The 20,153-nt window shown below is 53.0% G+C and carries 21 protein-coding genes; 8 read left to right on the plus strand and 13 right to left on the minus strand.

What is annotated here, in order from left to right; all coding sequences use genetic code 11:
* The 6 genes from FH974_RS26425 (at position 1) to FH974_RS04470 (ending at position 3,487) form a co-directional block, all read left to right on the plus strand.
* On the plus strand, positions 1 to 615 hold the full coding sequence (locus FH974_RS26425; protein WP_207103511.1) for a BMC domain-containing protein: 615 nt from the start codon (positions 1 to 3) through the stop codon (positions 613 to 615).
* Positions 612 to 1,265 carry a phosphate propanoyltransferase gene (locus tag FH974_RS04450; RefSeq protein WP_207103512.1) on the plus strand — a complete coding sequence of 218 codons (654 nt, stop codon included), beginning with the start codon at positions 612 to 614 and terminating at the stop codon, positions 1,263 to 1,265. Before FH974_RS26425 ends, FH974_RS04450 begins: the two co-directional genes overlap by 4 nt.
* A 12-nt stretch (positions 1,266 to 1,277) precedes the next feature.
* Positions 1,278 to 1,964: a hypothetical protein gene (locus FH974_RS04455; RefSeq protein ID WP_207103513.1), complete on the plus strand. Its 687-nt coding sequence runs from the start codon at positions 1,278 to 1,280 to the stop codon at positions 1,962 to 1,964.
* Between the two features lie 52 nt (positions 1,965 to 2,016).
* Complete coding sequence (locus FH974_RS04460; RefSeq protein WP_047887815.1) at positions 2,017 to 2,424, plus strand: DMT family transporter; 408 nt, start codon at positions 2,017 to 2,019, stop codon at positions 2,422 to 2,424.
* Positions 2,418 to 2,747, plus strand: coding sequence for a DMT family transporter (locus FH974_RS04465; protein ID WP_047887814.1), 330 nt, complete (start codon positions 2,418 to 2,420; stop codon positions 2,745 to 2,747). Before FH974_RS04460 ends, FH974_RS04465 begins: the two co-directional genes overlap by 7 nt.
* A 227-nt stretch (positions 2,748 to 2,974) precedes the next feature.
* Complete coding sequence (locus tag FH974_RS04470) at positions 2,975 to 3,487, plus strand: glycine cleavage system transcriptional repressor (protein WP_047887813.1); 513 nt, start codon at positions 2,975 to 2,977, stop codon at positions 3,485 to 3,487.
* A gap of 181 nt (positions 3,488 to 3,668) precedes the next feature.
* Here FH974_RS04470 and FH974_RS04475 read toward each other — a convergent pair whose 3' ends face one another.
* The 13 genes from FH974_RS04475 to dinG all read right to left on the minus strand — a co-directional run bounded on the left by FH974_RS04475 (position 3,669) and on the right by dinG (position 17,876).
* The gene (locus FH974_RS04475) at positions 3,669 to 4,085 is read right to left on the minus strand and encodes a MarR family winged helix-turn-helix transcriptional regulator (RefSeq protein ID WP_207103514.1); all 417 of its coding nucleotides are present in this window, start codon (positions 4,083 to 4,085) and stop codon (positions 3,669 to 3,671) included.
* 14 nt (positions 4,086 to 4,099) lie between these two features.
* The gene (gene dmeF / locus FH974_RS04480; RefSeq protein ID WP_207103515.1) at positions 4,100 to 5,050 is read right to left on the minus strand and encodes a CDF family Co(II)/Ni(II) efflux transporter DmeF; all 951 of its coding nucleotides are present in this window, start codon (positions 5,048 to 5,050) and stop codon (positions 4,100 to 4,102) included.
* Positions 5,051 to 5,377: 327 nt separating this feature from the next.
* Positions 5,378 to 5,911: a CueP family metal-binding protein gene (locus FH974_RS04485; protein ID WP_207103516.1), complete on the minus strand. Its 534-nt coding sequence runs from the start codon at positions 5,909 to 5,911 to the stop codon at positions 5,378 to 5,380.
* A 14-nt stretch (positions 5,912 to 5,925) separates the two neighbouring features.
* Positions 5,926 to 6,450 carry a cupredoxin family protein gene (locus tag FH974_RS04490; RefSeq protein WP_207103517.1) on the minus strand — a complete coding sequence of 175 codons (525 nt, stop codon included), beginning with the start codon at positions 6,448 to 6,450 and terminating at the stop codon, positions 5,926 to 5,928.
* Positions 6,451 to 6,497: 47 nt separating this feature from the next.
* Positions 6,498 to 9,626: an efflux RND transporter permease subunit gene (locus FH974_RS04495; protein ID WP_207103518.1), complete on the minus strand. Its 3,129-nt coding sequence runs from the start codon at positions 9,624 to 9,626 to the stop codon at positions 6,498 to 6,500.
* The gene (locus FH974_RS04500; RefSeq protein WP_207103519.1) at positions 9,623 to 11,158 is read right to left on the minus strand and encodes an efflux RND transporter periplasmic adaptor subunit; all 1,536 of its coding nucleotides are present in this window, start codon (positions 11,156 to 11,158) and stop codon (positions 9,623 to 9,625) included. Before FH974_RS04500 ends, FH974_RS04495 begins: the two co-directional genes overlap by 4 nt.
* An 8-nt stretch (positions 11,159 to 11,166) precedes the next feature.
* On the minus strand, positions 11,167 to 12,495 hold the full coding sequence (locus FH974_RS04505; RefSeq protein WP_107193851.1) for a TolC family protein: 1,329 nt from the start codon (positions 12,493 to 12,495) through the stop codon (positions 11,167 to 11,169).
* Positions 12,496 to 12,593: 98 nt separating this feature from the next.
* On the minus strand, positions 12,594 to 13,151 hold the full coding sequence (locus FH974_RS04510; protein WP_047887806.1) for a hypothetical protein: 558 nt from the start codon (positions 13,149 to 13,151) through the stop codon (positions 12,594 to 12,596).
* Between the two features lie 138 nt (positions 13,152 to 13,289).
* A complete protein-coding gene (gene rsmS, locus FH974_RS04515) occupies positions 13,290 to 13,466 on the minus strand; it encodes a pleiotropic regulatory protein RsmS (protein ID WP_047887805.1) in 177 nt (58 codons plus the stop codon).
* Between the two features lie 42 nt (positions 13,467 to 13,508).
* On the minus strand, positions 13,509 to 14,432 hold the full coding sequence (locus tag FH974_RS04520; protein WP_047887804.1) for a histone deacetylase family protein: 924 nt from the start codon (positions 14,430 to 14,432) through the stop codon (positions 13,509 to 13,511).
* The gene (gene priC / locus FH974_RS04525; protein ID WP_047887803.1) at positions 14,432 to 14,983 is read right to left on the minus strand and encodes a primosomal replication protein PriC; all 552 of its coding nucleotides are present in this window, start codon (positions 14,981 to 14,983) and stop codon (positions 14,432 to 14,434) included. Before priC ends, FH974_RS04520 begins: the two co-directional genes overlap by 1 nt.
* A 22-nt stretch (positions 14,984 to 15,005) precedes the next feature.
* On the minus strand, positions 15,006 to 15,779 hold the full coding sequence (locus FH974_RS04530) for a sulfite exporter TauE/SafE family protein (protein WP_047887802.1): 774 nt from the start codon (positions 15,777 to 15,779) through the stop codon (positions 15,006 to 15,008).
* A 6-nt stretch (positions 15,780 to 15,785) separates the two neighbouring features.
* Positions 15,786 to 17,876, minus strand: coding sequence for an ATP-dependent DNA helicase DinG (gene dinG, locus FH974_RS04535; RefSeq protein ID WP_207103520.1), 2,091 nt, complete (start codon positions 17,874 to 17,876; stop codon positions 15,786 to 15,788).
* 544 nt (positions 17,877 to 18,420) lie between these two features.
* Here dinG and FH974_RS04540 point away from each other — a divergent pair.
* Entirely contained in the window at positions 18,421 to 19,401 is a 981-nt protein-coding gene (locus FH974_RS04540; protein ID WP_047887800.1) for a porin, read from the plus strand.
* Positions 19,402 to 19,503: 102 nt separating this feature from the next.
* Entirely contained in the window at positions 19,504 to 20,145 is a 642-nt protein-coding gene (locus FH974_RS04545; RefSeq protein ID WP_047887799.1) for a YccT family protein, read from the plus strand.
* Positions 20,146 to 20,153: the final 8 nt, after the last annotated feature.

A 20,153-nucleotide genomic window follows, 5' to 3' on the forward strand; every position in this document is an offset into this window, starting at 1 on the left:
ATGACAATCAGTCTTGGTGTGATTGAAACGATAGGGCTGACTGCGGCAATTCACGCCGCAGATGCAGCCTGTAAAGCGGCTGGGGTTTCTCTGACCGGCTACCGCAAAGTCGGCTCTGGTCTGGTTTCTATTTACTTACAGGGGGAAATCAGCGCAGTTAAAGTGGCGGTCGATAGCGGGGTTAAAGCGATAGAAAACCAAACCGATGTAACGGCCGCGATCGTGATGGCCCGGCCGGATCCCAGTGTGTTGGCAATGCTGGAAAACGCCGGTGGTTGTGTCACCGAAGCGGAGCCTCTGAGCAGTAGCGTGGCGCCGGAAACTGACCTACCGGGGGGGGACGTTCTTATCCAAATACCGGAGGCCCAAGCAGCCGAACATCTGGCGCAGATGGCTCAGGAGGCCGGCACTCAGAATGCCGAATTCCAGGGGCAGGCGAGTAAGGAGCCTTTGGATGCCAGCAAGGTGGATACCGTGAAAGCAGAAGCGGTCAAGATGGCTTCTCCTGTATCGGCATTGGCTTCAACTCACGCGAAAGTGACCACCAGCCGTTCAACTTCCACTCGGCAGAAAAAAAGTGCGGGCCAGGTTAGTTCACGGGGAGGCAAGTCATGATCAACGCAGCGTTGATGACGCAAATTGAACAGCGTTTAACGGTATTACCACAGCGGTGGTCAGAAGGGCAGATAGCAACGGAGGTTGGCATTCCGACTGGTGTGTCAAATCGCCATGTTCATTTGTCTCAGACGGATATCGAGGCCTTGTTTGGTCTGGGCTATCAGCTGACCCCGCTCAAGTCACTGCGTCAGCCGGGACAGTTTGCGGCCAAAGAGTGCGTGATGGTGGTTGGCCCTAAAGGTTCGATAAGTAAAGTGCGGGTGTTGGGCCCCGCCAGGGCTGAAACGCAATTGGAAGTCTCAAAGGCGGACTGCTACGCCCTGGGGATCAAAGCGCCGGTTCGTGAATCCGGTGACCTTTACCAGTCAGCGGATGCCTTACTGGTTGGCCCGGCAGGGCACGCCAATCTTCAGTCCAAGGTGATTTGTGCTCAGCGTCATATCCATATGTCGCCGCAGGATGCGCGGCAATTGGGCGTACAGCATGGCCAGACGGTGAAAGTGCGGGCCGGTGAGCAGTGTGGTCTGGTGTTCGAGCAGGTTGTGGTACGGGTGAATGAGCGCTTTGCCCTGGAATTTCATATTGATACCGATGAAGCCAACGCCGCCGGGATTCGGTCGGGGGATCCTGTTTATCTGGTCGGTTAGAAGGAATCGCGGATGGATGAGCAACAACTTCGGGTCTTGGTTGACCGCATATTGGCCGAGCAGCGTGCTCGCACGTTAATGATAGTCACACCGGCAACGGGCTATCGTTCGGAAATCGCTGCCCGTCTCCGCCAGTGGGAAAGCATCCGATGGGAAATCCTTGCCTGCGAGGGGACGGAAGAGGAGTTGGTGGCACTGGACGGAATAGGACAGCCTGTCCAGTGGGACGGTAAGTTACCGACAGAGTGGCTAGATCGCTTTGACCAGATTGTGATGCCGTTTCTCGATTTTGCCACCTTGGCGGAAATCAGCCTGGGTGTGTATCACAGCCCGGCCAGCCAGCTTTGTCAGTATGCCCTGATGAAGGGGATTCCGGTCTTTGCTTTTGATTACCAATGCAATCCGGCCAGTGAGTTGAATCAGTTAGTGGGACTGGATCGTAGCCAAGCCATGGCGGCACGGGTTGTGTCTCAGCTGGCTCAAGTCAGGGCCTTGGGAATGATCACCGGCACTCTCTCACAGGTCGAGGCGGCTATTAACGGCAAAGACGTGGCAGAGTCCGAGTCGTCTGAACTCAGTAAACCTGGCGGGTATATCACCCTCAGTGACGTGAAAAAACGGGGCGTGGGGACGTTTACGCTTCAGGACAATCTTACCGATCTGGCAGCAGAATACCTGAGAGAACAACAACAATCGTAATTTTTAAATCCAAACGTTAGACAATTTTATTACTTAAATTTAGGAGCTTCCTATGTCTGAATCGATAAAAAAATGGCTATGGATGGTGCTGGTCATTGCATCTGAAACCTCAGCCACCTCAACCCTGAAAATGTTTGATACCAGTGAGGGATTTACTAAAACTGCCCTGCTTGCGGTCATTGTCCTGCTGTACATCGTGTGTTACTACGCACTGTCCCAAGCGGTGAAATATTTGCCGGTGGGTCTGGCTTATGCGACTTGGTCCGGTACCGGTATTTTGCTGGTTTCGACACTGGGGATGCTGTTCTACGGTCAGCACCCTGACATGGCCGCTATGATCGGGATGACTATCATTGCCAGCGGCATCATCATTATGAACTTATTCTCGAAAATGGGCGAAGAAGAAGCGGAAGACACGCAACGGGTTGTCGCGGATAAAGAAGGAGAAGCACAATGTTAAATGCAGGCGTACTATGGTTGGCACTGTCAATTTGCTCAGAAATTACAGGCACTTCTTTTATTAAAAAAACCAATAACTTCCGTAAACTTGCACCATCACTGTTGGTGATCAGTGCTTACAGTATCTGTTATTTTGCTCTGACAAAAGCCATGGGATACATTCCTGTTGGAATCGCCTATTCACTTTGGTGTGGCTTCGGGATTATTGGTGTGACCATTTTCTCTATGGTGCTTTATAAGCAAAAACCTGATTTTCCTGCAATTATTTCAATGGGCTTAATCATTACCGGCGCAGTGATCATGAACATGTTTTCTCAGATGTAGTGATAGTTGCCATAAAATAAAAGCTCGAAAAGCCAGCGCTCGTCGCTGGCTTTTTTGTGGTTTTGTTTCCCGCGGCTTCGCAGCAACCCGCCTAATATCAGGATTGCCGGATGTGGCGGGGGAAGGTTTGTCCGGCAATAGAGAGGCAAATCACGGCAGGAGAGCGACTTGCTTGCTAGTCTGAGTAGGACAAGCAGCATTTAAGCTACGTTGTAGAGGGGGCGCCTATGAATACTTTATTAACCGTAACACTGGCGGGTGAAGATCACCCTCAACTGATCAATACCCTGGCCGCGAAAACCCATGAGCTGGGGGGCAAGTGGCTGGTCAGCAAAATAAACCGCCTCGACAATCAGGTCGTCGGTATTCTGAAAATTGACTTGCCGACAGAAGCGGTGCCTGCACTCAAGCAAGCCTTTGCTTCTCAATCGACGCTGGATGTGCGAGTGATAGAGGCGTTAACGGCACAGGCGCAGATCAAAACGGATCATGTGATGATGAAAGTGGAGTCGGCGGATCGTCCGGGTCTTGTTCATGATCTGACGCATATTCTCGATAACATCGGGATCGGTATTGTGAAAATGGAAAACCACCGAATCGGGGTACAGGATATCGGGAAAACGTTGTTCTTTGCCGAGTTACATCTCGATGTGCCGGTTGATATTGATACCGAGCAGCTGGTGGAAGCATTGCAGCAGGTGGAAGAGGGCATGCGAGTCAGCATCCTAGAAAATGCCTGATGCCTGATGCCTGATGCCTGATGCCGAAATAGACAGCGGCGTGAGACAGGTCGGAAGACCAAAAATACGCAAAGAGCCTGATTATTCAGGCTCTTTGCGTTTGTGATAGGACTTATATTTTACATCTCAGCGGTGAGTGACAGGTGAGTACTAACAGACTCGTTATATGGAGTGTGCGCCGCTAAAACTCTTTGTTGATTGCGGTCAGACACGCCAGCAGGTGCTGACGGTCAGTATCACTCAGCTTCGCTGTCAGATCCTGAGTCAGGTTCAGGTGCAGCTGGTCATGCTCCTGATAAAGCGCTTCGCCTTCTGCGGTCAGATCGACCAGAATCGAGCGACGGTCAGATTCATGAGGACGCCGCTCAATCAGCCCCATCTTGACCATTTTGTCGACCTGAACAGTCAGTGTTCCGGTCGTGACCCCCAGCTTGTCAGCCAGCTCTTTCATCCGCATGGCACCGTGGACACCCAGAATCTCAACCACATGCACCTGCGGCAGGGAAAACCCTTTGCCACGCACGACCGATTGCTCCCAGGAAGAGAGCTTTTCATAAAACTCGATGATGGTGTGGTTTAACTGTTCAATGTCTTTCATTCGTATCCCGTACCTCAGTGTGGCTCCCGACACTGGTTTACCTCAATGGTGAGGTGGCTGATTTTATCGAATTCTGTCAGTAATTGCTTGTATTCCTGAGCAGGTTTCGGGTGTTGGGTAACCAGCGAAATCACAGCAGCATAATGATCGGCGCTGACTTTCCAGATATGCAGATCGCAGACCTGGTTATCATCGGCCGCTTCAAGGGTATCAATCATGCGCTGCTGATAATGGGGATCGATGCTGTTGTCGAGCAGGATAGGGCTGGTTTGTTTGATCAGCCCGAACGCCCAGCGTGAAATAATCAGTGCACCGACGATCCCCATGACGGAATCGAGCCAGTTCAGGCCGAGGTATTTACCCAGAACCAGCGCGATGATGGCGAGTACCGAAGTCAGTGCATCGGCCAGAACATGAAAGTAGGCTGCCCGCAGGTTGTGATCTTCATGCTCATGCTCATGCCCATGTTCAAGGTGATGATGGTGAGAGTGTGTATGGCCATGAGGGTGATCGGCGTCATGAAGAAGGAAGGCACAGACCACATTCACGATCAACCCGATGACGGCCACCAGGATCGCTTCGTTAAAATGGATTTGTGCGGGGCTGAACAGGCGGTGCGTAGACTCAACCAGCATGATCAAAGCCACAATGCCCAGCGCAATTGCACTGCTGAAACCGCCTAGCACACTGACTTTGCCGGTACCAAACGAAAAAACCGGGTTGTCGGCATGCTTGCGGGCATAGCGATAGGCAAACAGTGTAATCAGAAAAGCGGCAGCATGCGTCCCCATATGCCAGCCATCCGCCAGCAGTGCCATGGAGCCATAAAACGTCCCGGCAAGGATTTCCGCGATCATGGTGACGAGGGTAAGGAGAAAAACCCAGAATGTTCGTTTTTCACCCAAAATATTGTTTTCTGCAAAATCATGGCGGTGTTGCCAGGATGAGAGATCGGTGCGGTGCATGCTTGGATACCTGCTCTTCAATGAAAAAGAAAATGGCGCACTCGAATAAGTATAGTGGTTTGAGTGCAATATAGTTTGAATATCAAAGTATATTGGTTTTATTTATTTTGACTGTCAAATATTTTGGTTTACAAAGGGATTGGGATGTTAAGCACATTGTGTTTCTGAGGGGGATCGTGAGGTACGCTTTTTAAGGGAAAAATGCGGCGATAAATTAAAAAAATGGCGGGATAACGAAGGGAAAAGGGCGGAATTCCGCCCTTTGATTTTGGGATGAGTACTCCTGAACCCGGAGGTTCTGCATATGCTCAATATGCGGATTATTCGCTACAGCAATTGCATGGTTGTGATGCAAGTGCGGCTGTTGGCATCGGTACTCAATACTTCCGATGCCGTCTTTCCTTGGTATGTAAAAGTGAACTGGTAGCGATGGTCTTTTGGCAGCCAGAAATCAATGAATCCGTCTTTCTGTGTACGCACCATGCCGGACTGAATCACTTCCTGAGTCTCGGCATTGGTGATTTTGACCATCATGGCTTTTTCCACCATTTCGCCCTGACAACCGGTCGGGACGTGGAAAGTACAGCCGTGGGTGACGTCTTCATATGGCGCGACGGAAAGCAGGAACTGGTCGCCGGTTGGAATTGTGGCGCTGGACTGGTCGGCAAAACTGGCTTCAATCCGGTCGGGATAAACTTTGACGCTGGCTTCACCGGTATGGTGCCACTGGTGTGATGCTTCCAATGCGTCTTCGGCAGACAGCTGGCGAAACGTGTCGGCTTGTGTCTCGGCATAGGCCTGAGGGGCAGACAGTACCAGCAGGGTAGCGACGATCAGTGGGTAACGGGATACGAAGTTCATGTGTGACTCCCTGATTATTTCAACACGGTATTACGTTTCATACCGGCTTCCGAATGGCCGGGAATGTTGCAGGAGAACTCAACAAAGCGCTCTCCCATGAAATGCCAGCCCATCTCGGCGCTTTCTCCCGGAGCCAGCGTGACTGTGGTGCCGTCATGGTGTTCCATATTAGGCATTTCGCGCATCATGTCACGGTGTTTGGCCTGCTCATCAAGGCTGCCGATGGAAAACTCATGCGGGATTTTACCTTCATTTTTAACCATGAAATTCACCACATCGCCCTGTTTCAATGACAGCGCTGGCTCAAAGCGCATTTTCATGTCATCGGTCAGGATGACCTGATAAGTTTTGCTTGCCTGAGTCGCTGGTGCAGGCATGCCGACGGATGAGGCCATCTGACCATGGCCTGCCATATCGTGACCAGCCATGCCATGATCACTCATGCCGTTCATGTTGCTCATATCATGATGGCCACCAGCGGCCAACGCATTACCGGCTGCCAGAAGAAAGGCCAGAGAAAGCAGTTTTGTTGATGTCATGGTAACTCCTTTACCCGGCACACCGTGCCGGGGAATGATGGGATGAATTAAGGATTAAGTTTGTAGTGATAGCTCTTCCAGAGCTTGAAAACGGCAGGCAGCACAACCAGCGTCAACAGCAGGGCTGATGACATTCCGCCGATCATCGGTGCGGCAATCCGCTGCATGACTTCCGACCCGGTACCTGACCCGTACATGATTGGGATCAGACCGATGATGACGGTGGCAACGGTCATCATTACAGGGCGTACCCGTAACCCGGCACCTTCGCGAATGGCGCGTACCAGCAGGCGCTGGGTGAGTGGTTCCTGTGACTGTTCCGCCTGGTGCTGATGGGTGTGCCAGGCCTGGTTGAGGTACACCAGCATGATCACGCCGATTTCGACGGCAACCCCGGCCAGGGCGATAAAGCCGACCCCGACGGCAATCGAGAAGTTGTAGCCGAGCAGGTGCATCAGCCAGATCCCGCCGACCATGGCGAGCGGCAACGTCCCCATGATGATGAGCACTTCGCCGACCCGACGGAAACTCAGGTACAGCAGCACCATAATGATGGCCAGCGTTGCCGGCACGACGACAATCAGCCGGGCTTTGGCGCGCTCCATGTATTCATACTGACCGGACCAGACTAGCGAGTATCCGGGTGGCAAGGCCAGTTGTTCGGCCACCGCCTGCTGCGCTTCCTGCACATAAGAGCCCAAATCCCGGCCGTCAATGTCGATGAAGACCCAGCCGTTAGGACGGGCATTCTCGGTCTTGATCATTGGCGGGCCGTCTTCAAAGCGGATGTCCGCGACATCGGCCAGGGCAATGCGCGCCCCGTTCGGCGTCACCAGTGGCAGGTTTTGCAGTTTCACCAGCGAGTCGCGGTAATGTTGCGGGTAGCGCACGTTAATTGGGTAGCGCTCCAGCCCTTCAATGGTTTCACCGATATTCATGCCACCCACGGCGGTACTGATGACCTGCTGAATGTCCTGAATACTCAGACCGTAGCGCGCGGCTTCCCGGCGTTTGATATCCATGGTGATGTAACGTCCGCCAGCCACCCGTTCGGCGTAGACCGATGCTGTCCCCGGCACCGGTTTGAGCAGGGTTTCCAACTGCGTGCCTATTTTCTCAATCTCCTTGAGATCCGGCCCGGCAATCTTGATTCCGATGGGGGTCTTAATACCGGTGGCCAGCATGTCGATCCGGGTTTTGATAGGCATCACCCAGGCATTTGTCAGGCCCGGGAACTGGATCAAAGCATCAAGTTCGCGGCGCAGGCTTTCGGTGGTGACCCCCTCCCGCCATTCTTCCCGTGGTTTGAGCTGAATAATGGTCTCAATCATGGTCAGCGGTGCTGGGTCGGTGGCGGTGTCCGCACGGCCGATTTTGCCCCACACGGTGTTGACTTCCGGAATGGTTTTGATCAGCTTATCGGTCTGCTGGAGCAGTTCGCGTGCTTTCCCGATGGAGATGCCCGGGTAGGTGGTCGGCATATACATCAGATCGCCCTCATCCAGTGGCGGGATGAACTCGCTGCCCATGCGCTGAAGCGGGTAGAGCGCTGAAGCCATGAGGGCCAGAGCCAGGATGATGACGGTTTTCGGATAGGCCAGGCTGATGTTCAGCAGCGGCCGGTACAGGGCGATCACCAGACGGTTCACCGGGTTTTTGTGCTCCGGCAAAATGTTGCCCCGGATCAGGTAACCCATCAGTACCGGCACCAGGGTAATCGCCAGCCCGGCCGCCGCGGCCATGGCATAGGTTTTGGTGAACGCCAGTGGCGAGAACATCTTGCCTTCCTGACCTTCCAGCGCGAACACCGGCACGAAGCTCAGGGTGATGATGATCAGCGAGAAGAACAGCGGCGCACCGACTTCCTCTGCGGCTTTACCGATCACCTGCCAGCGGTTCTCATCGGTCAGCGGGGTACGTTCGATATGCTTGTGGACGTTCTCAATCATCACGATGGCGCCGTCAACCATGGCGCCAATCGCAATGGCAATGCCGCCCAGCGACATGATGTTGGCGTTAATGCCTTGCCAGTGCATGATGATAAAGGCCGATAAAATGCCAATCGGCAGACTGATCATCACAACCAGTGACGAGCGGAAGTGGAACAGGAACAGGGCGCACACCACGGCGACCACAATGAACTCTTCCAGCAGCTTGTCGTACAGGTTGTCGACCGCCCGATCAATCAGCCCGGCGCGGTCATAGGTCGGCACAATCTCAACCCCGTCAGGCAGGCTGCGCTGCAGGGTTTCCAGCTTGGCTTTGACATTGCCGATGACCTCGCGGGCATTTTCGCCGAATCGCATCACCACAACGCCGCCGACGGCTTCCCCTTCGCCGTTGAATTCAGAAATGCCGCGGCGCATTTGCGGACCGGTGTTGATGGTGGCGACATCGCCCAGCAGCAGCGGTGTGCCCTTATCGGTAACGCTCAGCGGCAGGTTGTTCAGATCGTCAATACCGGAAATATAGCCGGTGGCCCGCACCATGTGTTCCGCTTCTGCCAGCTCCACCACCGAGGCTCCGGCTTCCTGATTACCGGCCTGAATCGCTTTGTTTACTTGTTGCAGAGTCAGGTTATAGGCACGCAGCTTGGCCGGATCAATCTGAATCTGGTACTGCTTGACCATGCCGCCGACGGTGGCAATTTCAGACACGCCATTGACCGTTTGCAGCTCATATTTCAGAAACCAGTCCTGCAGGCTGCGCAGCTCGCTCAGGTCGTGCTGGCCGGTGCGATCAACCAGCACATAGCTGTAAATCCAGCCCACCCCGGTGGCATCCGGACCCAGCGTCGGTTTGGCACTCGGCGGCAGCTTGGGCGCCACCTGACTGAGGTACTCCAGCACCCGTGAACGGGCCCAGTACAGGTCGGTGTCATCGTTAAAGATGATGTAAACGTAGGAATCCCCGAAGAAGGAATAACCGCGTACGGTGTCAGCCCCCGGTACCGCGAGCATGGCGGTGGTCAGCGGGTAGGTCACCTGATCTTCCACTACCTGCGGCGCCTGGCCCGGATAGCTGGTTTTGATGATCACCTGAACATCCGACAGATCCGGGATGGCGTCGATCGGGGTCTGCCTGACACTGAACAGTCCGGCGGCCACCAGAAAGGCTGTAGCAATCAGCACCAGAAAGCGGTTTTTGATTGACCAACGGATGATTGATCCAATCATTGCTCACCTGCCTTGGTGGCCGGCACCATCTTGCTGTGATCCATCTTGTTGTGATCCATCTGACGGTGAGCCGCATCTGCCGCGACCACATCGCTGACGGTGTATTGGCCATCCGGTTGCTGGTGGATCAGAAACCGGATGCGCTGCCCGCCAATCAGGGCACTGAGATCGGTATCCTCGCTGACGGTGAAATCCATGGTCATGGCCGGCCAGTCCCATTCCGGAACAGCGTCGTGTTCAATGGTCACCATGTTGTGGGCAGCCATGACGTGACGAACCACACCGGTGACGGTGACAGATGTCGGCGGTTCACCGGCGGATGACGTTTCTATCCGGCCCAGATCGGCGCTCTGGCTGGATTCGGAATCCAGCAGGAACTGGGCGGATGTCACGATATGGTCGTTGGCTTGCAGTCCGGCCAGCACTTCCACCATACCGCCGGCACTGCGCCCGGTCTCGATGCGTACGGAGCGGTATTTCCCGTCACCAGCCGCCAGAACGACCCGGCTCATATTCCCGGCGCGGATCACTGCTTGCTCAGGCACCACTATCACCGCCTCGGGACTGTTGGGACGCAGTTGCAGGTTGGCAAACATGTTCGGCTTCAGCTCGCCGCTTTTATTCGGAAATTTGAGACGTACACGCAAGGTACGGGTTTTGGGATCCAAAATCGGGTAGATGTAATCAACCTCTCCCAGCCATGGTTTCCCCGGCAGGGCATCCACGGACATCTCCGCCGCAGTGCCGGGTGTGATCCACTGCGCCTGGCGTTCGAACACTTCGGCATCGACCCAGACGGTGTCGAGGTTCCCGCCGGTAATCACAGTTTGTTGCGGTGACAGGTACGCCCCGTTGCGGACATTAAGCGTCGCGATAACGCCATCGGCCGGCGCCTTGACCGCAATATGCTGTTTGGCACTGCCACGCCGCAGCACCTCATCGATTTGTGCATTATCGACGCCCAGAGAGCGCAGACGATCTTTGGCTCCCCGGACCAGTACGGCTTTGCCCAGGCGTTGCGCATTCAACAGTTCTTCCTGCGCGCGCACCAGATCGGGAGAGTAGAGTTCAAACAGGATCTCACCCTTGCGCACGCGTTCCCCAATCGCATTGACGTTCAGGGTCTGGATCCAGCCGCTGACCCGGCTGTTGATCTGCCATAACTGGCTTTCGTCAAAGGCGATATACCCGACCGTGTCAATGTTCGGCACCAGTGCCTGTACCTGAACCGCTGCCGTTTTGACCCCGAGGTTGTTTTCAACCGCTGGCGTAATCGTCACTGTGCCGGCAGGATCCTGCTTGTCACCCGCCAGATCCTCGGCATACACCGGGATCAAATCCATCCCCATGGGGGATTTGCCCGGCTTATCCCGTTTGTAATTCGGATCCATCGGAGCCACCCAGTACAGGGGCTCGTTGCTGGCCGCGGCAGACGCTTCACCGGTCGGCTCGGTCGTTGTCGTGGCGATGAGATACCCCAGCACGCCACCGATGGCCAGTGCCAGCACGGCGACAGAAAATGTTTTGTTCATGTTGTCCCTTAATATTGATTCAGCAAATACGCCAGATTGTTATTGGCCTGGTTGAGATCGGCCTCAAGACGCGCTTGTTCGAGTTCGAGCGCCAGCTCATCGCTGGCCGCTCGGATGTATTCGTCTAGCTGGCTGGTGTTGTTCTGGTAACCGCGCTCCACCGCGCGGGTTTTCTCTCTGGCTTGCTTGAGCAGGGTGCGCTGATAGCGGGCCAGGCGTTGCTGAATATGGCTGCGGTCCGCGTCGGTCGCGGCGGCTTGAGCCTGCATTTGCTGGATCAGCAGATCGCGCTGGGTACGGGCGGCGCCAACCTGATGCTGAGCCGCGGCCAGTTTCTTGTCCTGACGTTTTTCCGTAAACAGCGGCAGATCCATGGTCAGATAAGCACTGACCAGATCCGGAGCCGGCGAGCCGTCCATGCGATCGGCCTGACGGTAGGCGTACATCACTTCCACACCGAACTGGGGCTGGTAGGCTTCACGGGCGATATCGACGCCGGTTTCGGAGGTTTTGATCAGGGCATCACGCACCTGCACCGCCGGGTGCGACGCCAGCGTTGAGACATGATTGGCCGGTTGGGTGGTGAGGTACTGGGTCAGGGTCTGCCATTGCGGATAGGAGGTGACCACTAACGATGCAGACTGGCTACCTAACCATTCTGACAGCTGCGCCCGCCAGCGCTGCTGCAGTTGTTGGTTAGCCTGCAATTGTTCGTCAATGCGGCTGATTTGCAGCTCGGCCTGAATAATGTCCTGAGCCTGATTGGCACCCAACCCGTAGTTGGTTTCAAGGTAGCTCAATAACTCGCGAAACAATGACTGGTTTTGCACCATCAGCGTACGGGTCTGGTTCAGATAGGCCAGCTCAATCCAGGCGTTGGTCACAGCTTTGGTGATATCCAGCTTGCGAATATCGGCCTGCTGGCGTACACCGCTTGCCTGTTGTTCACTCTGCTTTTGTTGCAGAGTCTGGGTGTCGCCGCGGCCAAATTCCTGCATCAGCCCGACGGAAATGTTGGTCATCGGGTCTTCATCAAACGCAAAACTGTCGACAGGCAGACCACCCACGCCCAGTTTGAGCTTCGGATCCATCAACTGGCTGCTGGCGATCCCCATTTCGCTGATGGCATCAGCCTGATAGTGAAATTGCTGCTGGCCCGGATCGTGGTCAATGGCCCACTGAATCAGAGTCGTTAAATCAGGCTGAGCATATGGCTGCAGCTCAGGGGATGAAGAAATCGGCATGGATGCGGCGTGCGCCAGGGCTGGGTATGCCTGGTTGAGCATCATAAGCATCAATGCCATGCCCAACGGCTGGGCAAGGTAATGTTTTGACATAAAAATTCACTTGAACGAAGTTAGTACTGACTGACGGCCTGCAAATGGCGATCAGTTGTCATCGTTGACATATGCCCCGGAAAAAGGGCGCAGTGCGTTCAGTGAATAGGCGGGCGTAGCGGGTTTTCCGCGCGCGAGACAGGCTGCAGTGTCGTCAGCACAGGACGGACACTGTCAGGATAGAGAGTGCTTGGCTCAGAATTCAGAACAATGATGACCGAGGACTGGCAGTGACGGCTGTCACAGCTGCTGCAATCGGAAAACATATCGGAAGAGGTGCAGTTGTCGGCGGCTTCGGCCCCACTGCCGCAGTGCTGACAATCTGGATTCGGGGTATCGGGTGTGGCATGAACCATCGAGGCGCTGTTCTGGCCTGAGTGATGTCCGGTATGTGGAGCAGGCGACGCCGCGTTAGCCGGATTTTCACCGTGCAACCCAGAGCCGTGTATTGATGGATCGTGCTTTGTCATGTCGCCATGCATCATGCTCATGCTGGCGTCAGTCATCGTCATGCCGTCGTTTTTCATTGCCACGGTAGCATTCGCCATTGTGGTCGCGTGCGAAAAAGACATGCCCATAGCCGGACCGGTGATCAGACTGACCACCAGTAGCAGGGTAAAAGCTGTCAATTTGTACGGGGCACGCAAAAACGTCATGTCACAACCGATTGAAAGCGAGAACGGCAACAGCGTTCAAGTTACAAAAATATACCCTTGAAGTGTAAACCTTCCCCCTAGGGAAAGGTCAAATTTTTCATGTTGTAACGCTGAGACTCACGCTGGCAGTCGCGGCTTTTACTGTTCGCTGTTGTCTTTTTTTAACTTGGCCAGCAGGTCAGATTTGACGATTTCCAGCGCTGACAGCGCCGTTTTGGGGTCAATCTCGTTCGTTTCCAGCAAGTAAATCAAATCGACTGCCAGTTTAATATCGGCAGGGGCATCATTCAGGGAAGCGGTGTTTTTTTCGCTCATGGGACAACTCGTAACGGCGGGATAGACAGCCGGGCTGGTGGTTCAGCCCAGCTCCAGAATATTCATGGCTGAGTATATAAGCTGGGCGTGCAGATTGACCAGTAGCTGATGGTCATGGCGATAACCGCCACCCACGACCGCCGCCACCGGAATGCCCGCTTCGCGACATCGGCTCAGCACCAGGTGATCCCGTTGATAGATACCTTCGACGCACACATTGAAATAGCCCAGCTCGTCATCCTGGTGGATATCAACCCCGGCATCGTAAATCACCAGGTCCGGCTGATACTGGGCGAGTGCCAGCGGTAACAAGCCCTCAAAGGCGTTCAGGTACTCTTCAGTCGTGGTGTTTATTGGCAGGGCCAGATCGAGCGTTGAGTCCGGTTTGCGGGCCGGGAAGTTTTTCTCACAATGCACAGAAAACGTAATCACGTTCGGCTCATCGGCCAAAATGGTCGCGGTGCCATCACCGTGGTGGACGTCGCAGTCAATGATCATCACGGTATCGACACCGGGCAAAGTGAGTGCATGCTTCGCTGCCAGCGCTAGGTCATTGACCAGGCAGAAACCGCTGCCGAAGTCTTTGTGGGCATGGTGGTAGCCACCGCTGAGGTGAATACTCAACCCGTACTGGTGAGCCAAGTCAACGGTCAGTTTGGTGCCGCCGGATGACATACAGGTTCGGGTGATCAGCTGCTCACTCCAGGGAAAGCCGATACGGCGCATTTTCGCCGCGGGCAGGGCATTGGAAAACAACGCGTCGATATAATCCGGGTCATGCAATGCCTTGATTTCGTCGACACTGATGGGCTCCGGCTGAAACAGCCGGATGGCCGGGTGCTGCTCAATGTTCAGGGTGTCCTGCAGGTACTGGTACAGACGTCGATATTTACTGATCGGGTAACGATGCGCCGGCGGTAGATCGAGTTCGGAGTAAATAGGGTGATAAACCAGAGGTAACGTCATTAGCCTTTTCGCTCCTGCAGGCTGATATCTTTTTCAATTTTTCTCAACGCAGCACGGCAGCGGGTAAGGCGACCGCCCAGTGCCAGCACTTCCTGCTGAAGTGTCTGGCGCTCTGTCAGTGAGGTACTGCGGTTGAGCAGGTGCTCTTTATCACGCAGCATCGCCGCCAAACGGCGTTCCCAGTCCTGGTGCTGGGCCAGATCCTGATAGAGCTGATGGATGGGTTTACGCCAGCCAGAGGTGCGCTTAGGTTCATTTTTGCGGATTTGCTGAGTCGCCAGCTCGCGCTGAATGGCTTGGATTTGTGACACCAGCTTTTCACACACATACTGGGTGCGAGCCGCTTCAAGTCGGCCGGTTCGACGTTCCATACGTAACGCGCGAATTTCATCCCGCAACTCGTTAACGCAAGGCGTCAGGAGTTTGCTGCGGCAATGGAACAGATGCTCGTCGAACAGAGGACGTTCCGATTCCCCGCGGGTACGGTCAAGCTGGGCAGCGTCTTTACCCAGCTGATCAATAAGCGTTTCAAGACGTTGGAGATCAGGCATGCTATTTCCTCAGGAAGCGAAATCAGAACCAGGCTTGCCAGGCCAGTTTAACGGCAAGCACAATCACCACAGTCACGAATACCGGACGGATGAATTTAGCTCCAAAACGGATGGCAGAATGGGCCCCTATGTAAGCGCCCAACATCAGGCAGACCCCCATGGTCAAACCCAGTGCAAAGTTGATATGTCCCAGTATGGCAAAGGTCACCAGTGAGGTCAGATTGCTGGTGAAATTCATGGCTTTTGCCAAACCAGATGCCATCAAAATATCTAACCGGTACAGCGCCATGTTCGAAACGGTCCAGAAAGCGCCGGTGCCGGGGCCGGCCAGTCCGTCATAAAACCCTAGCGTGGTGCCTTGCAGCCATTGTTTCCGGGCAAATTTTTCGCACTTTTCGGGCAGTTCATGGTTGTTGCCTTTAGGATGCGGGTGCCAGACGGTATAGACCGCAGCCGCCAGAATAATCAGCGGCAGCACTTTTTCCAGCCACTCGGTACTGATTAAATCGACGACCAGCGTGCCCAGAATCGCACCGGCCAGTGTGGCGATGAATGAGAGTTTCCAGAACGACGGAGAAAACAGCTGTTTCTTGTAATAGGTCCAGGCGGCCGTTGACGAGGCGAAAGTCGCCGCCAGCTTGTTTGTGCCCAGCGCAATGTGCGGCGGTAAGCCGATAGACAGTAAAGCGGGCACAGTCAGCATGCCCCCGCCACCGGCGACGGCATCAATAAATCCAGCAATCAGGGCTACCAGACCAAGCACCAACAGCATGCCTGGTTCTATCATTTCAATCATTCAGTCTTATCTTGTATTCAGGCTCTGTTCGATGACACGTTTAAACGGTGGCAGTGAGTCGAGTAGGGCTTTACCGTAGCGGCGGGTCAGCACACGGCGATCAAGCAGCACGACTCTACCAGAATCTTCTTCCTTACGCAGTAGACGTCCTACCGACTGGATCAGTTTCTTACTGGCCTCAGGAACGGCAATCTGCAAGAAGGGATTTCCGCCACGGCTTTCGATGTATTCTGCATGTGCTTCTTCTACAGGAGAAGTGGGAACGGCAAACGGAATTTTCGTAATAATCAGGTTGGTCAGCAAATTGCCAGGAAGATCAAGACCTTCTGAAAAACTGCCCGTTCCAAATAATATACTGGTTTTACCCTTTTGACAGTTTTCTTTATGTTTTTTTAGAATAATGTGACGGGATTCCTCACCCTGAATCAGCAGCTCCCAGCGATTTTTTACTGCCAGTGGGCGCAGTTTGTCCGCGACCTGGTTCATTTGCCAGTATGAAGAAAAAAGCACCAGGCTGGCGGTTTCACCTTCTAGGAACTCCGGCAGTTTCTCGATAAGCAGCTCTGTGAACTGTTCAGCCTGAGGTTCCAGCGGCATTGCTGGGATAACCAGCCGGGCATTATTCTGATAGTCGAACGGCGAAGCCAGTGCCAGGAAACGTGTTGCTTCTTTTTCAAAAATTCCCGCCTGACGGCAGAAATAGTCGAAGCTGTTTAACGCTCGAAGGGTCGCCGATACCAAAATAGCCCCGACCGCCCGGCTCCACAGTAACTGATCCAGACGGTGTCCTACCTCCAATGGCGACACTTCTACGATATAGTCGTTCTCCCGATCCGGGCTTTTTTCCAGCCAGCGTGCCAGCGGCGCCCCTTTATCTTTATTTGGCTGGGCCATCTGGCTCCAGACTTTCTCTAGGTTTTCCAGACGTTGCAGGTAAAAACCGGACTCGGCCAGCGCGGGTTCGGCTAAACGAGGGGCCAGTTCATTGTCTTTATTGCGCTCCGCAATCAGATCGTGAATTTTTCCCAGTGCCTGCAAGGCTTTCTTGCAAGATTCCTTGCACCCTTTCGCTTCTTCCTGCAGCCAGGCGGGCAACTCACCATGCTCAAAGCGGTAAACTCCGTCTTTATTAAACATGGCCGGGTCAATCGTGCTGGCAATTTGTCTTAACGAAGGGATGAGCAGGGCGATGTTTTCATTGAGTGCTGTCTGGAAACGGCCGGATTTTTTATAGTCGGCCAGCTCCGCCAATTTCCCGACGGATTGGTTGAGTTTTTCCAGCCAGCTTGCCGCCCCTTTCAGGCTGGCGGCGGCGGCAGAAAAATCGCGGGCAACCTGAGGAAGGTGATGGGCTTCATCTATCACATAAATGGTTTTTTCCGGCTCAGGCAGAATAATCCCGCCGCCCAGCTCAATATCGGCCATTAACAGGGCATGGTTGGCAATGATCACATCAGCCTTTTCCAAATGCTCCCTGGCCTTGGCAAACGGGCAGTGTCGATGTTTTGGCAGTCCGGAATGGCAACTGTGTTTATCTGCCACAATCTGCTGCCAGACACGGTCGGGAATGGTGGTTGGCCAGCTGTCTCTGTCACCGTCCCATTTCTGACTTTCACTTGCTTTGAGCATCCGCTTGAGCAAATCGAGATCTGACTTTTTGGGTTTTTCATCCCATAAAGCGGCCTGTTGGCCAATTTCACTGCTACAGCTGGCTTCCAGTTTGTGGTGGCAGCAATAGCGTTGGCGGCCTTTAGCCAGGATGAAACTGAATTCCTTAGGATAAATACGATTAAACAGAGGCAGATCTTTGTTGATGAGCTGCTCCTGCAGGGCCACGGTCGCAGTAGAAATCAGGACTTTCTTATTGTTGAACATCGCGTAGGGAATCGCCCCGAGCAGGTAAGAAAGCGACTTACCAATCCCGGTACCGGCTTCGGCCACCAACATCCGATGTTTCTTATGGTATTCACCACCAAGGGTTTTGGCGATTTCAGCAACCAGATAGTTTTGAGCCCTTCTGGGTATAAAGTTATCGAGCTGGTTACCCAGGTTCTCATAGCACTTTTTGATATCTTGCTTAATCTGGTTGTGTAACATTTTTGAAACTTCGTAGTGGCAGGGCCGGGCATTATAGCACGAAGGTCTGAATGTGAGCGGCTGCATATTTTGTTCAAATAGTTATCCAAAATGCGAATCACCTCACGAATTGTAATTGAACTATTCTATCAATATGGTGAACACCCTTTGAGGTGAAGAAATTAACTGTAAAAACCTGCTGTTAGTAATATTTTGTCCTGTATGTGTTGTTTTTTTATCTAAATTTCAGTTTTTAATCTTGGTTGAGTGTTTTGATTGTCATCAAATATTCATGCTTTTTTGATAAAAACAATGCTCAATTAGTAGGCTTTTGTTGGTGTAAGTTATTGATATTTGATGTTTTTGATGTTTTTTTAGTTTTTGTTTAGAGGTATTTGACATTCAGAGGAATCTTCTGTCAGGATGAAGTCCGCAAATTTCTTGCTCTTGGATTCTTTTATCATTCTTTATGTTTATAGAGGATGACGGAAGCTGAGAGACAAATAATGAAAAGGAATTCTGGAAACAGGAATTCCAGTCTAAATAAGAAAAGGCAGTGGATATCATGAAAAAAACACTTCTAGCACTTTCAGTACTAGCAGCAGGTTCTGCAAACGCAGGCATCAACCTATACGATGCAAACGGTGTAACAGTTGACCTGTCTGGTGCAGCTGAAGTTCAGTACTTCCAAAACTACGTAGACAGCGATGCATCAAACACTGATGACGCTGGCCTGCACCTGGATGATGGTGATCTGCAACTGAACACCACTATCGCTGTAACTGACCAACTGAACGCTGTTGCTGGTATCGGCTTCAAGTTCGAAAAGCGCGACGTTGAAAACGACGAGCTGTGGGTTGGTCTTGGCGGTGACTTCGGTACACTGACTTTCGGTCGTATGCTGTACATCTCTGATGACATGGGCATCGGTAAAGACTACGAGCTGGGCTTCGACCAAGTTGACTTCGTTAAAACTGAAGGTAACGAAGCAATCAAATACGTATTCGACAACGGTCAGTTCTACTTCGGTCTGACTCACGACCTGGATGCAGACGGCTCTAGCCCTGCAACTGACTACCTGAACAGCGATGGTACTGTTACTGACGTTCGTATCGGTGCACGTTTTGCAAACTTCGACGTTCGTGGTTACTACTACACAGCTGAAGACCTGGGCGACACTGATGTTGACGCGTTCAACATCGAAGCTGAATACGTAATGGGTGCATTCGCATTCGCAGCGTCTTACGGCAACGCTGAGTACGAGCAAAACACTAACCGTGCTAACAAGTCTGATGTAGACGTTTACGAAATCAACGGTTCTTACACTATGGGCAAAAACACTTTTGCTCTGGGTTACAACCATGCTGATACAGACATCGACGGTGTTGGTCACTACATCACTCGTGACGGCGTAGACAACGTTTACGCGAACATCACTCACCAGCTACACAGCAACGTAAAAGTTTACGGTGAGCTGGGCTGGGCAGACGCTGACAATGTTGACCTAGATCTAGGTTACCTGGTTGGTATGGAAGTTAAATTCTAATTGTGAGCCACAGTTAGAAAACTTTCTGAAAAAAGCCGCCTTTATGGCGGCTTTTTGCTATCTTGATGGGCTTATAACAGGACAAAAAAGGACAACTTGGACATGAAAAAGTGGTTTCTAGCGCTTGGTAGCCTGGCGCTGCCTCTGGCTGCACAGGCAGGCACATTAAGCACGGGTGAAAACATTAAATTACTGGTGGTTGACGGCAAAAAGGTAGCGTCTTCCTTCTGGTCTGAGACCAGCGCTGTGAATCTGCCTGCAGGCAAACACCAGATTGTTGTGCGTTATGACGGAGAAGTGAAAGACGGCTCGAAAACCCGTATCTATACGACTCGCCCTTATCTGTTTGAGATGGAAGTACCTACCCAGAACGCGACCATTACACTGCCTCGTCTTTCGACTTTGTCTCAGGCAGAATCTTATTTTCAGCGTGGCCCAGAGTGGCAACTGGAGCTGGCTGGTGGTGCAAAACAACCGCTGGAATACGTAGAGTTGCAAGGTAAAGGTTTTGCCGCATTCAGTGACATGGAAGCGCTGGTTGCGGAATACAACCGCGAGCACGGCATTACCTTTGAAGAAGGTTATGCGGTAGATTTGGAAAAAGCCGCGGTAGAAGTCAGCGATAAAGGTGAAATCAGTATCACCGGTGATGCGCTGGTTCAGCTGAAACTGTGGTATAGCAAAGCCAATGCTGATGAAAAAGCAGCGTTTGAGCAGTGGGTAAAAACTCAGGCGAATCAGTAATCTGCTAT

Source organism: Photobacterium ganghwense, from assembly GCF_017329545.1.
Taxonomy (GTDB): Bacteria; Pseudomonadota; Gammaproteobacteria; order Enterobacterales; family Vibrionaceae; genus Photobacterium; species Photobacterium ganghwense.

Excerpts from the sequence above, each read along its gene's own strand:
- FH974_RS04510 (WP_047887806.1), bottom strand. The coding sequence starts at position 13,151 with ATGACGTTTTTGCGTGCCCCGTACAAATTGACAGCTTTTACCCTGCTA.
- priC (WP_047887803.1), bottom strand. The coding sequence starts at position 14,983 with ATGCCTGATCTCCAACGTCTTGAAACGCTTATTGATCAGCTGGGTAAA.
- FH974_RS04465 (WP_047887814.1), top strand. The coding sequence starts at position 2,418 with ATGTTAAATGCAGGCGTACTATGGTTGGCACTGTCAATTTGCTCAGAA.
- FH974_RS04495 (WP_207103518.1), bottom strand. The coding sequence starts at position 9,626 with ATGATTGGATCAATCATCCGTTGGTCAATCAAAAACCGCTTTCTGGTG.
- dmeF (WP_207103515.1), bottom strand. The coding sequence starts at position 5,050 with ATGCACCGCACCGATCTCTCATCCTGGCAACACCGCCATGATTTTGCA.
- FH974_RS04500 (WP_207103519.1), bottom strand. The coding sequence starts at position 11,158 with ATGAACAAAACATTTTCTGTCGCCGTGCTGGCACTGGCCATCGGTGGC.
- dinG (WP_207103520.1), bottom strand. The coding sequence starts at position 17,876 with ATGTTACACAACCAGATTAAGCAAGATATCAAAAAGTGCTATGAGAAC.
- FH974_RS26425 (WP_207103511.1), top strand. The coding sequence starts at position 1 with ATGACAATCAGTCTTGGTGTGATTGAAACGATAGGGCTGACTGCGGCA.
- FH974_RS04450 (WP_207103512.1), top strand. The coding sequence starts at position 612 with ATGATCAACGCAGCGTTGATGACGCAAATTGAACAGCGTTTAACGGTA.
- FH974_RS04460 (WP_047887815.1), top strand. The coding sequence starts at position 2,017 with ATGTCTGAATCGATAAAAAAATGGCTATGGATGGTGCTGGTCATTGCA.
- FH974_RS04490 (WP_207103517.1), bottom strand. The coding sequence starts at position 6,450 with ATGACATCAACAAAACTGCTTTCTCTGGCCTTTCTTCTGGCAGCCGGT.
- FH974_RS04505 (WP_107193851.1), bottom strand. The coding sequence starts at position 12,495 with ATGTCAAAACATTACCTTGCCCAGCCGTTGGGCATGGCATTGATGCTT.
- FH974_RS04545 (WP_047887799.1), top strand. The coding sequence starts at position 19,504 with ATGAAAAAGTGGTTTCTAGCGCTTGGTAGCCTGGCGCTGCCTCTGGCT.
- FH974_RS04470 (WP_047887813.1), top strand. The coding sequence starts at position 2,975 with ATGAATACTTTATTAACCGTAACACTGGCGGGTGAAGATCACCCTCAA.
- FH974_RS04455 (WP_207103513.1), top strand. The coding sequence starts at position 1,278 with ATGGATGAGCAACAACTTCGGGTCTTGGTTGACCGCATATTGGCCGAG.
- rsmS (WP_047887805.1), bottom strand. The coding sequence starts at position 13,466 with ATGAGCGAAAAAAACACCGCTTCCCTGAATGATGCCCCTGCCGATATT.
- FH974_RS04530 (WP_047887802.1), bottom strand. The coding sequence starts at position 15,779 with ATGATTGAAATGATAGAACCAGGCATGCTGTTGGTGCTTGGTCTGGTA.
- FH974_RS04485 (WP_207103516.1), bottom strand. The coding sequence starts at position 5,911 with ATGAACTTCGTATCCCGTTACCCACTGATCGTCGCTACCCTGCTGGTA.
- FH974_RS04475 (WP_207103514.1), bottom strand. The coding sequence starts at position 4,085 with ATGAAAGACATTGAACAGTTAAACCACACCATCATCGAGTTTTATGAA.
- FH974_RS04540 (WP_047887800.1), top strand. The coding sequence starts at position 18,421 with ATGAAAAAAACACTTCTAGCACTTTCAGTACTAGCAGCAGGTTCTGCA.
- FH974_RS04520 (WP_047887804.1), bottom strand. The coding sequence starts at position 14,432 with ATGACGTTACCTCTGGTTTATCACCCTATTTACTCCGAACTCGATCTA.